We start from the raw sequence: 12,434 nt of genomic DNA, 5'->3' as shown, positions 1-12,434 counted from the left end.
GATCCCGATATCGGAGGGCGAGACTAGAACCCGGATCTTCGCGCCTCGATCGAGCGATAGGCCACTACCCGTTCGAGGTATCCCCCTGGTTACGCAACGGGAGTTCGCGGGCGAGTTGCCGGATCGGCAACAAAGTTTGCCAGTCCCGACGCGCGTCCGGAGGATCGGTGACATGAACACGGACGTGAACATGACCGAGGACCACTGGGAGTCGTTCTACCGCGAGAAGGGCCAGATCTGGACCGGCTCGGTCAACGAACTGCTCGCGAGAGAGGTCGGGCACCTCACCCCCGGCACCGCGCTCGACTTGGGTTGCGGCGAGGGCGGCGACGCGCTGTGGCTGGCCGCGCAGGGCTGGACGGTGACGGCGGTCGACGTGTCGAGCACCGCGCTGGCACGGGGCGCGGCGCGGGCCACCGACGCGGGCCTGGCCGCCCGCATCGACTGGAAGCAGCACGACCTGGCGCGGTCGTTCCCGACCGGCACGTTCGACCTGGTCTCGGCGATGTTCCTGCACTCGGCGGTGGCGGCGGACGGTGAGCGGCACGGCATCCTGTCGCGGGCGGCCGAGGCGGTGGCGCCGGGCGGTGTGCTGCTGATCGTCGGGCACGGCGGCTGGGCCACGTGGCAGCACGACCACCCGCACGCCGACCACCACTTCGACACCAACGCCGAACTGCTGGAGTCGCTCGACCTCGGCCCGCGGTGGACCGTCGAGGTGGACGACACCGTCGAGCGCGACATGGTCGGCCCCAACGGCGAGCAGGGCACCCGCTCGGACCACGTCCTGCGCCTCAGGTTGCGCTAGGTGCAGCTAGGACAAGTGGGCCAGGAGGGTCGTCAGGGCGTGACCCAGGGGTAGGTCCACGCGGACGGTGGCGTGGGCGTCGCCCCTGGTCTCGCCCTGGTTGACGATGAGGACGGGTTTGCCGGCGGTGGCGGCGTGGCGGACGAAGCGCAGGCCGGACATGACGGTGAGCGAGGAGCCGAGCACCAGCAGGGCGTCGGCGGAGTCGACCAAGCGGTAGCACTGGTCCACGCGTTGACGCGGGACGTTCTCGCCGAAGAAGACCACGTCCGGTTTGAGGACGCCCGTGCCGCAGTCGGCGCAGGCCACCAGCCGGAACGAGCGGACCTCGTGCTCGGGCAGGTCGACGTCGCCGTCCGGGTTGATCCGGGTGGCGGTGGCCTCGAACGCGGGGTTGGCGGCGCGGAGGCGGCGGTCCAGGTCTTCACGGGGGCTCACGGCTCGGCAGCCCAGGCAGACCACGCGGTCCAGGCTGCCGTGGAGCTCGACCACGTCGGGTGTGCCCGCAGCCTGGTGCAGGCCGTCGACGTTCTGCGTGATCACGCCGGACACGTGGCCGCGGGCGTGCAGTTCGGCGACCGCGTGGTGGCCGGTGTTCGGTGCGGCGCGGGCGATCGTCCGCCAGCCGAGGTGGCTGCGCGCCCAGTACCGGCGCCTGCCCTCGACGCTGCCGGTGAACTCGTCGTACGTCATCGGCGTGTGCTTGCGCAGGCTGCCCGCCGCGCCCCGGTAGTCCGGGATGCCGGACTCGGTGGACAGCCCGGCGCCGCTGAGCACCAGCACCCGCCCGTCCGCGACCACCCGCACGACGTCGTCCAGGCTGGTCGTGCGCGGCAGCGGGGCGCCGGTCGCCGTCCAGCTCAACGTCGGCCGTGTGCGCATGCGCTCCACCTTACGTGGGGTGGACCGGTGCCCGGCCGTTCAGCGGACCGGTGGACTCGCGGACGACCAGCTCGGGCGGGCGGATGTCGATCGCGGCGTCCTCGACCTCCCCGAGGGACGCGAGCAGGGCGCGGGCCGCCGCCCGACCGAGGCCGACGAGGTCCTGGTGCACGGCCGTGAGCTGCGGGGATACGAGTTCGCCGAGGGGCAGGTCGTCGTGCCCGATCACGGACAGGTCGCCGGGCACGTCGACGCCGAGCCGCCGGGCCGCGCTCATCCCCGCCACGGCCGTCGAGTCGTTGGCGAACAGCACTGCCGGACACGTGGGCGATGCGCCGGTGGGGCGTCGGCGGTCGGCCGGCGGCTTCCCGACGGCGTCGACCGCGCCGGCGGCGGTGAAGTCGGACACGATCGTGTGACTGGGTGTGAGGTCGTACGCCGCCAACGACTCCTCGAACACGCGTCGCCGGAAGCGCGCGTGCACCCGGATGCCGCTGTCCAACCTGCGTTCGGCGGTGACGCACACCAGTGGGCGGGACGGCGTTGAAGAAGGTGCTCGACTTCGCCGCGGTGTACGGGTCAAGTCGGGGAGCCCACGGGCCGACGGACCTCTCGCCGGTGGGCATGGCCGCCGCGCTGCACCCGGACCTGGCGGTGCACAACTTCGGCATCCAGGAGTACTGCCGCACACGGCGGCGACCTTGGAAGTGTTCCGGACCTCGCACACGTTCGCGGACGGGCTGCTGCACCCGTCCGACACGCCCGGGTTGGGGGTGGAGCTGGACCTGGACGCGGCCGGCCGGTTCCCCTACCGTGCCGCGTACCTGCCGGTGAACCGGCTGGCGGACGGCACTCTCCACGACTGGTGAGCACCCATGCGGAAGATCATCTTTTCGTTGTCGGTGTCGCTCGACGGCTTCTTCGAGGGCCCGGACGGCGAGATCGACTGGCACGTCGTCGACGACGAGTTGCACCAGCACTTCAACTCGTGGTTGGCGGGGGCGGGCGGGTTCCTGACCGGGCGGCGCACCCATTCGCTCATGGCGGGGTTCTGGCCGACCGCGGATCGCGATCCGGCGAGCACGGGGCCGGTGGTGGAGTTCGCGGGGATCTGGCGGGACATGCCGAAGGTCGTGTACTCGCGGACGTGGGAATCGACGGACTGGAACACGACCATCGCGCGCGAGGTGGTGGTGGACGAGGTGCTGGCGCTGAAGGCATCGCCGGGCGGGAACCTGGTGGTGGGAGGGCCGGACCTGGCCTCGACCTTCCGCCGCCACGGTCTGATCGACGAGTACCGGGTGTACGTGCACCCGGTGCTGATCGGCCGCGGGCGGCCGGCGTTCGGGCCGGAGGACCGCCGGACGGACCTGGACCTGATCGAGACCCGGACGTTCGGCACGGGCGTCGTGCTGCTGCGCTACCGCGTCGGCGGTCGGCTCCTGAGCCGGGGGTGACGCGCCGCCGCGTCAGTCGAGGCAGAACTCGTTGCCCTCGACGTCCTGCATGCAGATGCACGACTCCTCGTTGCCGTCGGCGAGCAGCAGCCGCACGCGCACCGCGCCGAGCGCGACCAGTCGTGCGCACTCGGCCTCCAGCGCGGCGAGGCGTTCCCCACCCACGAGCCCGGTGCCGGCCCGCACGTCGAGGTGCACCCGGTTCTTGACGACCTTGCCCTCCGGAACGCGCTGGAAGTACAGCCGCGGGCCCACACCCGTGGGGTCCATGGCGACGAACGCGGCACCCTGACGCTCGGGCGGCAGCGAGCGGTCGAAGTCGTCCCAGGTGGCGAACCCCTCCGGTGGGGGCGGCACGACGTACCCCAGCACCTCGCACCAGAAGCGGGCGACGCGCTCGGGTTCCGCGCAGTCGAAGGTGATCTGGACCTGCTTGACCGACGCCATCGGCCCACCTTAGCCAGAACCGGAACAGCTAGAACCGGAACGCGGCACGCACCAAGGCGGCGTCGTACGGGCGGTTGCCGGACTGGACCGGCATGGTGTCCGCCGGACGTGGCCCGACCAGGGACGACGCCTCGGCGGGCAGGCCGATCCAGTGGTCGGCCACGGCCACCTCCAGCGGTGTGCCGGGGTCCAGGTCGCAGGTGATCTCACGGCTCGTCGGGCCGTACAGCTCCAGCGTGGCGCCGGGGAGTTCCGCATCACCGAACCGGCAGGCCCGCCGTCCCGGGTCCGACAGCGTGACCTGCGTGCGCCACGCGGAAGCGGTGGGCGTGACGCTGAACCGGACCGTGCGGACGTCGCCGTCGTGCACGCCGACCACGGTCGCGGCGGGGGCGGGCAGGGCGAGAGTGGGCGCGGTGGCACGCATCAGCGGGTCGTCCAGCATCGGGTAGAGGCCGGTCAACGTCACCCGTTCCGGGTTCTCCCCCAGCACGCGCGAGGTCCACGGATCAGGTGCGGGGTCGGCGGAGAGCCAGTCGGCCCGGCCCGTTCCGGTGTCCAGCAGGTAGATCAGCGAGTTGGGGCGCGGCTCGGCGGGGTCGAACCCGAACCGCGCGGTGCCCACCGCGATCAACGTCACCGCGACCACGGCCACCCCGGCCGCAACGGTCCCGGGACGCGGCAGCAAGGACAGCAACGGCATCAGCAGCACCCCGGCGAGCAGCGCGAACACCACTCCCACCGCGCTCAACGGCATCCCCAACGCCACCATCATCGTGCCCACCAGCGGCGGGAAGATCGCGGCGGCGGCGAGCGGCGGGGCGAACGCCAGCCGGGGCGCCCACAGCGCGGGCAACCCGAGCAGCAACGTCCACTGGAACAGGAACCCGCCACCGGGTGCCGCCACCGTCGTGGCCACCAGCAGCACGGCCGTCAGCGCCAACACCCCGGCGATCACCTCGGCCGCGGACCACCGCCGCACCACCCGGACCGCCGCGAACAGCACCGCCAGCCCCACCGCCAGGAACCCGGCGACGAACCAGCCCCGCTCGTACGGCTCCGACAACGCCAGGAAGGCCAACTCCGGCCGCACCGCCGTCACCAGCGCCCACAGCCCGAACGACAGCGCACCGGCCACGACCACCGCCCCGACCGCCACCCCGGCGACCGCGAACACGGCCCGCAACCGCAACCGTCCGATGCGGACCCCGACGGCGAGCCCCACCACCGTCACCGCGGCGAGCACCACCGCCGGCCACGTCGGGTAGTGCACCAGCACCCGGGAGAACAGGTCGAAGTAGACGGCGTCACCGTCACCTGCTCGCAGGTCTCGGTCCCCCAACGCCCGCACCAGCCCGACCATCGTCTCGCCGTGGTGCTGGAGGCTGCCCCGGTCGAGCCGCTCCAGGTCGTCGTAAGGCGAGTGGTAGTCGCGCACGTCGTCGATGAACGCGCTGTTCAGCCCGCGAGCGCCGGCCTCGAGGAACACGGTGAAGTCGCTGTAGTTCGGCATCCGCCGGTAGACCTCGGAGGCCATCGAGTTCGCGATGGGCCGACTGCTCGAAGCGCCGAACGCGGACACCAGCGGCCCGTTGTCGGCACCGGTCTGGAACATCCACACCGGCCCGCCGCTGCCCCGCGCCTCCCAGTTCAGCACGGCGCCGAGCCCGTCGACGCCGTGCCGCCGCACGTAGGCCTCCGCGCCGAGCGTCCCCAGCTCCTCCCCGTCGGTGAACAGGAACACGACGTCGTTGCGCACGTCGCCGGCACGCAGCCCGCGCAGCGTCTCCAGCATCGCCGCGACCGCCGCCCCGTCGTCCGCCGCGCCCGGACCGGTTGGCACGGAGTCGTAGTGCGCGACCAGCATCAACGCCTTGCCGCCGCTCACGGACGGGTCCGTGCCGGGCACGCGTGCGACGACGTTGTGCGCGGTGGCCACGCGGACCACATCGCGCCACGGCTGCACGACGTCGTCGGACTCCACCGTCACCTCGGCGCCGAAACCTCGGGCCGTGTCGGCGATGTAGTCACGGACCCGCGCGTTGTCGGCCGACCCGATCGGGTGGGGTCGTTGGGCGATCGCGGCCAGGTGCTGCTCGGCGCGTCCGGCGGCGAACCCACCCGCCACCGCGTCCGCCACGGGCGCGGGCGGTCGGAACGCCAGGACCGCCAGCGCACCCACACCGGCGATCAGCACGAGCAGGGCCGACACCCACATCCGCCGGACGATCATCCCGAGACCCTAACCGGGCGAAAACGCGTTCGACAGCGCCGGAAGGCGGGCGCACGGCTATCGCTGGCTGTCGATCGCCCACTTCCCGTCGACCTTGACCAGCGTGTAGACGTGCTGCTCCACCTCGTTGCGGCCCGACTTGAACGAGTACGACACCGACGCCGACACCTGGTCGGGGCCGACCGCCTGCACGTTGCTCACGGTCACCGCGCTCATCTGCTCCCACCACCCCCGGTACTCGTCGAAGCTCGACGCCCGCTCGGCTTTGAAGCGGTCGGTGAGCCGGCCGTACGCGACTTCGAGGTTGTTCGGGAGGAGGCCGTAGTAGTCGGACAGCGCCTGGTCCGGGCCGACCTCGGCGGGCGGCTCGGTCGTGGTCGTGGTCTCGGGTTCCGCCTCCGTGGCGGTCGGCGGCTCTTCCGAGGTCGTGTCGCCGGGTTGGGTCGCGGCGGCGGTCGTCGTCTGCGCGGGTTCGGCGGTGGTGGTGTCGCCCTCCCCCGCCGACGGTGAACCGCCTTCGCCCCGGCTGACCAGGTAGCCGATCACCGCGGCGGCGATCACGGCCACGACCGCCAGTGCCACGAGCGCCTTCCGGTCACGTCGGGGCTGTTCCGGAGGAGCAGGCCGAGGATCGACGGGCAGCGGGCCGGCGGGCGGCTGCTCGACGGGCAGCGCGTCGACGGCCGTGGCGCCGAGGGGCGCGGCCATCACCGCGGTCGGGCGCGGCGTCACGGCCGGGACCTCGTCGAACCGCACGTCCCGCAGCATGTCCGCCGCCTCGGGCATGGTCGGCCGGGTTTCCTGTTCCGGGTCGAGCAGGCGCAGCAACACCGGCGTCAACGGCCCGCCGTTGCGCGGCGGCGGGAACCGGCCGTCGGCGACCCGGTGCAGCAGCGCGATGGTGTTGCCGTCCGCGCCGAACGGCGGCGTGCCCTCCACCGCCGCGTAGAGCGTGGAGCCCAGCGCGAACACGTCCGCCGGGAAACCGCCCGTCCCGCCGCGCGCCACCTCCGGCGCCAGGTAGGCGGGTGTGCCGACGAGCATGCCGGACGCGGTGACGGTCGCCTCGTCCGCGGCGCGAGAGGTGCCGAAGTCGGTGACCTTGACCGTGCCGAACTCGGTGACCAGCACGTTGCCGGGCTTGACGTCCCGGTGCACGACCCCCGCCCGGTGCGCGGCGGCCAGCCCGGACGCCAGCTGCACCCCCAGCCGGGCCACCTCGTCGGGCGGGAGGGTGCCGCGCTCGCTGATCAGCGTGGACAGGCTGCGGGACGGCAGGTACTCCATCACCAGCCACGGGTGGCCGTCCTGCTCGACCACGTCGTACAGGGCGATCACGTTGGCGTGCTGCAACTTCGCCGCGATGCGCCCCTCCCGGACCGCGCGGTCGACCGACTCCTGGTCGAAGCCGCCGCGGAACAGCAGTTCCTTGACCGCCACGATGCGACGGAGCCTCAGGTCTTCGGCCCGCCACACCACCCCCATCCCCCCAGCGCCGATCTTCTCGGTCAGCCGGTACCGGCCTGCGATAGTGCGGTCCTCCACCCGTGCTCCCAACGTCGCGCGCACGTTCAGCGACGGGGGTACCCGATCGAGTGACCCTTCGAACGTGCGTTTCAGTGGTAACACTTCAGGGACGCTTTGTCCGCTCACCACGCGGGGTCGGTCCGGACGTGTGACCGGCACGGCACACGACCGTCCTCAAAGGACTTCAGGGGTGCTGTCAGCGCCAGCGGGGTTCGTCGGCGCCCCACCGGGATGGCGGGTCGGTCCACGTTTCCCGGTCGCTGAACGGCGGGCGTGCGTGGCGGAGCGTTCCGTGCGGCGAGGGCGTCTCGACCAGCCACGGTGCGGGGTCGTAGTCGCCCTCGGCGGGTGACGGGTCGATGTCGTGCAGGAGCCAGGACGCGGTGCCTGCGAGCGACAGCCTGACGTGGTGGCCCCGCCCTTCGGTGAGGGCGCGCAGGACGGCCGCGGCGAGCAGGTAGCCGGTGCCGTGGTCGAGGGCCTGGGCGGGCAGGACTCCGGGGACGCCGTCCGCACCTTCGACGGCGGCGATGCCGGTGGCGGCCTGGACGAGGCTGTCGAACCCCCGCCGGTCGGCCCAGTCCCCGGTGTGACCCCAAGCGGAGAGCTGGGCGATGACCAGGTCGGGTCGCCGCGCGTGCAGGGCTGCCGGTGCGAGGCCGTGGCGGTCGAGTGCGCCGGGCCGGTAGCCGGTGACGACGACGTCGGCCCGGTCGAGGAGGTCGTCGAACGCCTGCCGGTCGTGGCGGTCGGTGAGGTCCAGGAGGGTGGAGCGCTTGCCGAGGCCGGTGTCCGCGTGGATGTCGGGGTCTTCGGGGAGGTGCGGCGGGTCGACGCGCAGGACGTCGGCGCCGAGGAACGCGAGCGTGCGGGTGGCGACCGGCCCGGCGATGACCCTGGTGAGGTCGAGGACGCGGACGCCTCCGGCGGGGCGGGAGGCCGGTGGCAGGGTGCGGCTCGCGGTGTCGGTGCGCGTCGCTTCGACCAGGGTGCGCCTGGTCGGGTCGGGTTCCGGCCGGACCGCGACGGCCAGTCCACCCGCTTCGTAGACGGTTTCCTGGACTTCCAGGGCACGTCTGGTGGCCAGTTCGCCTTCGAACGCGTCGGCGGTGACGCCCAGGGCGTCGAGGAGGCGGGTCCGGTGGTGCGGGTAGTTGGCGTGGGTGCGGACCCAGCCGTCGGCGGTGCGCCAGAACCCGGACAGGGGTGCGAAGGTGGCGCCGGTCCGCCCTTCGATCCGCAGGTGGCGTTCGCTGACGAAGGCGGTGGCGACGGCGGCTTCGTCCACGGTCACCGGTGGTATCGCCGTCTTGTTGCGCCGTGCGGCCAGTTCCGCCGCCGCGAGCGCGCACACGCCGACGGTGGCCCGTGCCATGTCCCGCACGGGCAGCCGGGCGTCCAGGACGTTGCCCGCCGTCCGGTGAGCCACGGTCACGTCGGGTCGGCCGCCGAGTGCGGCCCAGGCCTGCGCTGTCACCAAGTCCACGTCGAGCAGTGTGCTGCTTCCGGGCTCGGCGGTCACGTGAGCCCGACCGCCGAGTCGATCACAGCGCTATGTTCTCCGCATGGACTACCCGATGGCGCGTCGTCCCGGCTTCGACCCGCCGGCGGAGTTCGCGGCGTTGCGCGAGGAGTCGCCCGTGTGCCCGGTGTCGTTGCGGCACGGGCAACAGGCGCACCTGGTGACGCGGTACGACGACGTGCGGGCGGTGCTGCGGGACCACGGGCGGTTCTCGTCCGATCCGAGCCGGCCGGGTTTCCCGCAGTTGCGACCGGTGGTCGACCGGAAGGCCTCGCCGGGGAGCTTCCTGGTCATCGACCCGCCCGAGCACACCCGGTACCGGCGGTTGCTCACCGGCGAGTTCACCGTGCGGCGGATGAACGCGTTGCGGCCCGAGGTGGAGCGGATCACGCGGGAACGGCTGTCGGCGTTGCGCTCCGGGCCGCGTCCGGCGGACCTGGTGACCGGGTTCGCGCTGCCCGTGCCGTCGGACGTGATCTGCCTGCTGCTCGGCGTGCCGGTGTCGGACCAGGAGTTCTTCTCCACCCGCAGCCGCGCCCACCTCGACCGGACGCTGTCGGCGGAGCAGGTGCAGACGGCGTTGGACGAGCTGCACGCGTACCTCGAAGACCTGATCCGCGCCCGCCGCGCGTCACCTCGGGACGACCTGATCAGCCGCCTGGTCCGGGAGCCGGGGTTGACCGACGAGGAGGCCCTCGGGATGACCGTGCTGCTGCTGGTCGGCGGGCACGAGACGACGGCGAACTCCATCGCGCTGTCCGTGCTGGTGCTCCAGCGCGACCGGGCGCAGTGGGAGGCCCTGGTCGCCAGGCCCGGTCTGGTGGACAACGCGGTGGAGGAGCTGCTCCGCTACCTCAGCCCCGTGCACCAGGGCGTGGTGCGGGCGGTGGCCGGTGAGGCGACGGTCGGCGGGACGGTCCTCGGCGAGGGCGAGGGCGTGATCGCGTCTCTCTTCGCCGCGAACCGCGACCCGGCCGCGTTCCCCGAGCCCGACCGCCTCGACCTGCGCCGGAACGCCCGGTCGCACCTCGCGTTCGGCACGGGGGTTCACCAGTGCGTCGGACACCTGCTGGCGCGGTGGGAGATGCGCATCGCGCTGCGGCTGCTGGTGACGGACCTGCCCACCCTGCGCGTGGCGGTGCCGTTCGAGGACGTCGCGTTCAAGTTCGACGCCCCCATCTACGGCCTCCGCTCCCTGCCGGTCATCTGGTAGAGCCCTCCGACCGAAGCCGCGCGACTCGCGGTCACGCGACCAGCAGAAGGACGCTCACCACGAGCATCACCGCGGCGGTGGCCCCGTGGACGCCGTAAGCGGCGGCCTTGGGCCCGTTGTTGCGCCGGACGATCAGCGCGTCGCCGGCCGGAATGCCGGTGGCGGCCAGCATGAACCAGCCCAGCAACTGGGGTGTCGCCCCGATCAGCAGGATGAAGATGAAGAGGCCTGACGCGATGTCGCGCACGGCCTTGACGGACAGCCACGCCTGGAAGGTCGGGTCTCCGGTCTGCGTGCCCGGGATGCCGAAACCGGCTGCGGCCTGCGGCGCCCAGAAGGCACGGGCTCCGATGACGATGATGCCTGCGCCGATCAGTCCGGCGACCACGGCGGCAACGGTGGTGAGCATGGCTTGCACCTCTCTCGATGGCAGCGCCGGCTACGTATACTGTCGGCGCTAGCGACAGTAGCGACGATAGATCACTCGACGACAGGATGTCTAGCGTTGCTAGGATGAGGTCATGTCCGCCATCCACGAGCGCCGTGAACGCGAACGCGCCCACCGCCACCAACTGATCGTCACGGCCGCGCGCGAACTCGCGGAAGCCGAGGGCTGGGACGCGGTGACGACGCGCCGGCTGGCCGACCGCGTCGAGTACAGCCAACCGGTGCTGTACAGCCACTTCAATGGCAAGGACGCCATCGTGAGCGCCGTCGCCCTCGACGGTTTCAGCGAACTAGGCGCCCACCTGCGCCGCGCGCGGGAGGCCGCACCCGGGCGGGGAGAAGCCCTGCGCGCCGTGTGCAACGCCTACCTGGAGTTCGCGACCGGACGACCCGCCCTGTACCAGGCCATGTTCGTCCTGCCCACCGACCTGAAATTCGCGAGCACCGAGACGCCGCCGCCGCTGCGGACGGCTTTCGACGAGTTCGTCAGCTGCTTCCGCCCCGACAACGACCGCCGCGAACTGTTCGCCGAAGTCGTCTGGAGCGCGCTGCACGGCATGGCCGTCCTGTCCGACAGCGGGCGCATACCCCCGGCCGGCCAGGAAGAACGGCTCGATTTCCTCATTTCCCGGATTTCCGACACCCACAGCGGGCCGACGACTCCATGAGGACGGAGAGCCGCATCCCGCCGGGTTCCGCCTACCCGACCGGGTTGTCCGATGGAAATGGTGGATAACCGACACGATTCCCTCGCCTTGTTGGCGAGTTCATGCGTCCAGCGCGAGCCGGTGACGGACCGTGTAGTTTCCGGATGATTTACCCACCTGGCCGGGTGACGGCGTGTGAATGCCTGTTCGACTATTGTTCGAGGTATGGATGTTTCGCCGGTGCTGTTGACCGAGGACGACGTGTTCGCCGCCATCGCGGAGGTCGAAGCGTCGATTCGGGCATCGCACCGGCGGCGTCTGGAATTGCTGGCGCAGGTGTTGCGGTGTGGTTTTGACCTGGATGCGCATCGGCGGTTGACGCGGGCGAATCCGGCGGAATTCAAGCAGTGGGTGGCGCAGGTGGAGTTGTTCCTGCCGTCCACCAGCCCCACCGGGCAGTCGCTGCCGCCGCTGTACCGGGCTGCCGGTGCCGCGTTGACGGAAGGCGTGTTGTCGGAGGGGCATCTGCGGGAGTTGGCGCGGGCGTTCACGACGTTGAAGTTGCCGGACTGGTCTGAGGGGGTCCTGGTCGAGGCGGCCGGGTCGGTGGAGCCGAAGGTGGTCCGCCAGCTCGCCGACCGCATCCGGGACCGTGTCGAGCAGGACTCGGTGGACGAGCTGGACGAACCTGCGGCCGAACCGGCGGATGTGTTGTACGTGCGGGATCTGCCGGGCGGGCGGGTGGAGTTCTGGGGTGAGGTGTCGGCGGAGACGGGGGCGCGGTTCACCGCGATGCTGGAGCCGTTGGCGACGCGACGTCCGGAGGGTCCGAAGGACCGGGCGCACCGGTTCGGTGAGGCCTTCGCCGACGTGATCTCGCTGGCGTCGCGGTCGGGGGATCTGCCGTCGGAGGCCGGGGAGCGCCCGCACATCAGCGTGACGGTGGACTTCGAAACCTTGCGGCGTGGGGTGGGGCACGCGGTGTTGGACGGTGACCGGTATCTGAGTGCGGCGCAGGCGCGGCGGATCGCGTGCGACGCGAAAGTGATCCCGGTGGTGATGAATGGCGATTCCGAGGTGGTGGATCTCGGGCAGACGAAGCGGACGGCGAGTGTGGCGCAGCGCAGAGCGCTGCACGCCCGGGATCGGGGGTGTGCTTTTCCGGGGGTGCGCCACGAGGCGCTGTCAACCAATGTGGAGGTGAAAGACCTGCACCGCTGTTATGTCGCACCATAATAGTGATAGCTGAGG

Annotated in this window: 13 protein-coding genes; 6 read left to right on the top strand and 7 right to left on the bottom strand. The window is 71.7% G+C overall.

Features of this window, described 5'->3' with window-relative positions:
• Positions 1-172: 172 nt before the first annotated feature.
• The gene (locus OQ02_RS13580; RefSeq protein ID WP_033438772.1) at positions 173-808 is read left to right on the top strand and encodes an SAM-dependent methyltransferase; all 636 of its coding nucleotides are present in this window, start codon (positions 173-175) and stop codon (positions 806-808) included.
• Between the two features lie 6 nt (positions 809-814).
• Here the strand turns inward: OQ02_RS13580 and OQ02_RS13575 are convergent, their stop codons facing one another.
• Both OQ02_RS13575 and OQ02_RS13570 read right to left on the bottom strand, forming a co-directional pair.
• Positions 815-1,690, bottom strand: coding sequence for an NAD-dependent protein deacetylase (locus OQ02_RS13575; protein WP_033438978.1), 876 nt, complete (start codon positions 1,688-1,690; stop codon positions 815-817).
• Positions 1,691-1,700: 10 nt separating this feature from the next.
• Positions 1,701-2,216, bottom strand: coding sequence for a substrate-binding domain-containing protein (locus OQ02_RS13570; protein WP_051772268.1), 516 nt, complete (start codon positions 2,214-2,216; stop codon positions 1,701-1,703).
• A 2-nt stretch (positions 2,217-2,218) separates the two neighbouring features.
• Here OQ02_RS13570 and OQ02_RS47145 point away from each other — a divergent pair, with 2 nt between their 5' ends.
• Complete coding sequence (locus tag OQ02_RS47145; protein ID WP_081915604.1) at positions 2,219-2,524, top strand: enolase C-terminal domain-like protein; 306 nt, start codon at positions 2,219-2,221, stop codon at positions 2,522-2,524.
• Positions 2,525-2,565: 41 nt separating this feature from the next.
• Complete coding sequence (locus OQ02_RS13565) at positions 2,566-3,147, top strand: dihydrofolate reductase family protein (protein WP_033438771.1); 582 nt, start codon at positions 2,566-2,568, stop codon at positions 3,145-3,147.
• Positions 3,148-3,159: 12 nt separating this feature from the next.
• Here the strand turns inward: OQ02_RS13565 and OQ02_RS13560 are convergent, their stop codons facing one another.
• The 4 genes from OQ02_RS13560 to OQ02_RS13545 form a co-directional block, all read right to left on the bottom strand.
• Positions 3,160-3,594, bottom strand: a complete 435-nt coding sequence (locus OQ02_RS13560; protein WP_033438770.1) for a VOC family protein — start codon at positions 3,592-3,594, stop codon at positions 3,160-3,162.
• A 28-nt stretch (positions 3,595-3,622) separates the two neighbouring features.
• Entirely contained in the window at positions 3,623-5,827 is a 2,205-nt protein-coding gene (locus OQ02_RS40070) for a M20/M25/M40 family metallo-hydrolase (protein ID WP_051772267.1), read from the bottom strand.
• A gap of 57 nt (positions 5,828-5,884) precedes the next feature.
• On the bottom strand, positions 5,885-7,372 hold the full coding sequence (locus OQ02_RS13550; protein ID WP_033438769.1) for a serine/threonine-protein kinase: 1,488 nt from the start codon (positions 7,370-7,372) through the stop codon (positions 5,885-5,887).
• Positions 7,373-7,550: 178 nt separating this feature from the next.
• Positions 7,551-8,840, bottom strand: a complete 1,290-nt coding sequence (locus OQ02_RS13545) for a CoA transferase (RefSeq protein ID WP_231500006.1) — start codon at positions 8,838-8,840, stop codon at positions 7,551-7,553.
• A gap of 79 nt (positions 8,841-8,919) precedes the next feature.
• On the opposite strand from OQ02_RS13545, the gene OQ02_RS13540 reads away from it, so the two are divergent.
• Positions 8,920-10,089 (top strand): cytochrome P450, encoded by a 1,170-nt coding sequence (locus OQ02_RS13540; protein ID WP_033438768.1) that lies wholly within the window; start codon positions 8,920-8,922, stop codon positions 10,087-10,089.
• A gap of 31 nt (positions 10,090-10,120) precedes the next feature.
• Here the strand turns inward: OQ02_RS13540 and OQ02_RS13535 are convergent, their stop codons facing one another.
• Complete coding sequence (locus OQ02_RS13535) at positions 10,121-10,498, bottom strand: DUF4267 domain-containing protein (protein ID WP_033438767.1); 378 nt, start codon at positions 10,496-10,498, stop codon at positions 10,121-10,123.
• A gap of 112 nt (positions 10,499-10,610) precedes the next feature.
• On the opposite strand from OQ02_RS13535, the gene OQ02_RS13530 reads away from it, so the two are divergent.
• Together OQ02_RS13530 and OQ02_RS40900 are read left to right on the top strand one after the other, a co-directional pair.
• Positions 10,611-11,204, top strand: a complete 594-nt coding sequence (locus OQ02_RS13530; RefSeq protein ID WP_033438766.1) for a TetR/AcrR family transcriptional regulator — start codon at positions 10,611-10,613, stop codon at positions 11,202-11,204.
• A 174-nt stretch (positions 11,205-11,378) separates the two neighbouring features.
• Positions 11,379-12,419 carry a DUF222 domain-containing protein gene (locus tag OQ02_RS40900; protein ID WP_156077033.1) on the top strand — a complete coding sequence of 347 codons (1,041 nt, stop codon included), beginning with the start codon at positions 11,379-11,381 and terminating at the stop codon, positions 12,417-12,419.
• The last annotated feature ends 15 nt before the right edge of the window (positions 12,420-12,434 follow it).

The organism is Saccharothrix sp. NRRL B-16314 (assembly GCF_000716595.1).
GTDB lineage: Bacteria > Actinomycetota > Actinomycetes > Mycobacteriales > Pseudonocardiaceae > Actinosynnema.
The sequence above is the reverse complement of the archived record's forward strand: the minus strand, read 5'-3'. Positions and strand labels throughout refer to the sequence as shown.

Excerpts from the sequence above, each read along its gene's own strand:
- OQ02_RS40070 (WP_051772267.1), bottom strand. The coding sequence starts at position 5,827 with ATGATCGTCCGGCGGATGTGGGTGTCGGCCCTGCTCGTGCTGATCGCC.
- OQ02_RS13535 (WP_033438767.1), bottom strand. The coding sequence starts at position 10,498 with ATGCTCACCACCGTTGCCGCCGTGGTCGCCGGACTGATCGGCGCAGGC.
- OQ02_RS13565 (WP_033438771.1), top strand. The coding sequence starts at position 2,566 with ATGCGGAAGATCATCTTTTCGTTGTCGGTGTCGCTCGACGGCTTCTTC.
- OQ02_RS13530 (WP_033438766.1), top strand. The coding sequence starts at position 10,611 with ATGTCCGCCATCCACGAGCGCCGTGAACGCGAACGCGCCCACCGCCAC.
- OQ02_RS13575 (WP_033438978.1), bottom strand. The coding sequence starts at position 1,690 with ATGCGCACACGGCCGACGTTGAGCTGGACGGCGACCGGCGCCCCGCTG.
- OQ02_RS13540 (WP_033438768.1), top strand. The coding sequence starts at position 8,920 with ATGGACTACCCGATGGCGCGTCGTCCCGGCTTCGACCCGCCGGCGGAG.
- OQ02_RS13580 (WP_033438772.1), top strand. The coding sequence starts at position 173 with ATGAACACGGACGTGAACATGACCGAGGACCACTGGGAGTCGTTCTAC.
- OQ02_RS13560 (WP_033438770.1), bottom strand. The coding sequence starts at position 3,594 with ATGGCGTCGGTCAAGCAGGTCCAGATCACCTTCGACTGCGCGGAACCC.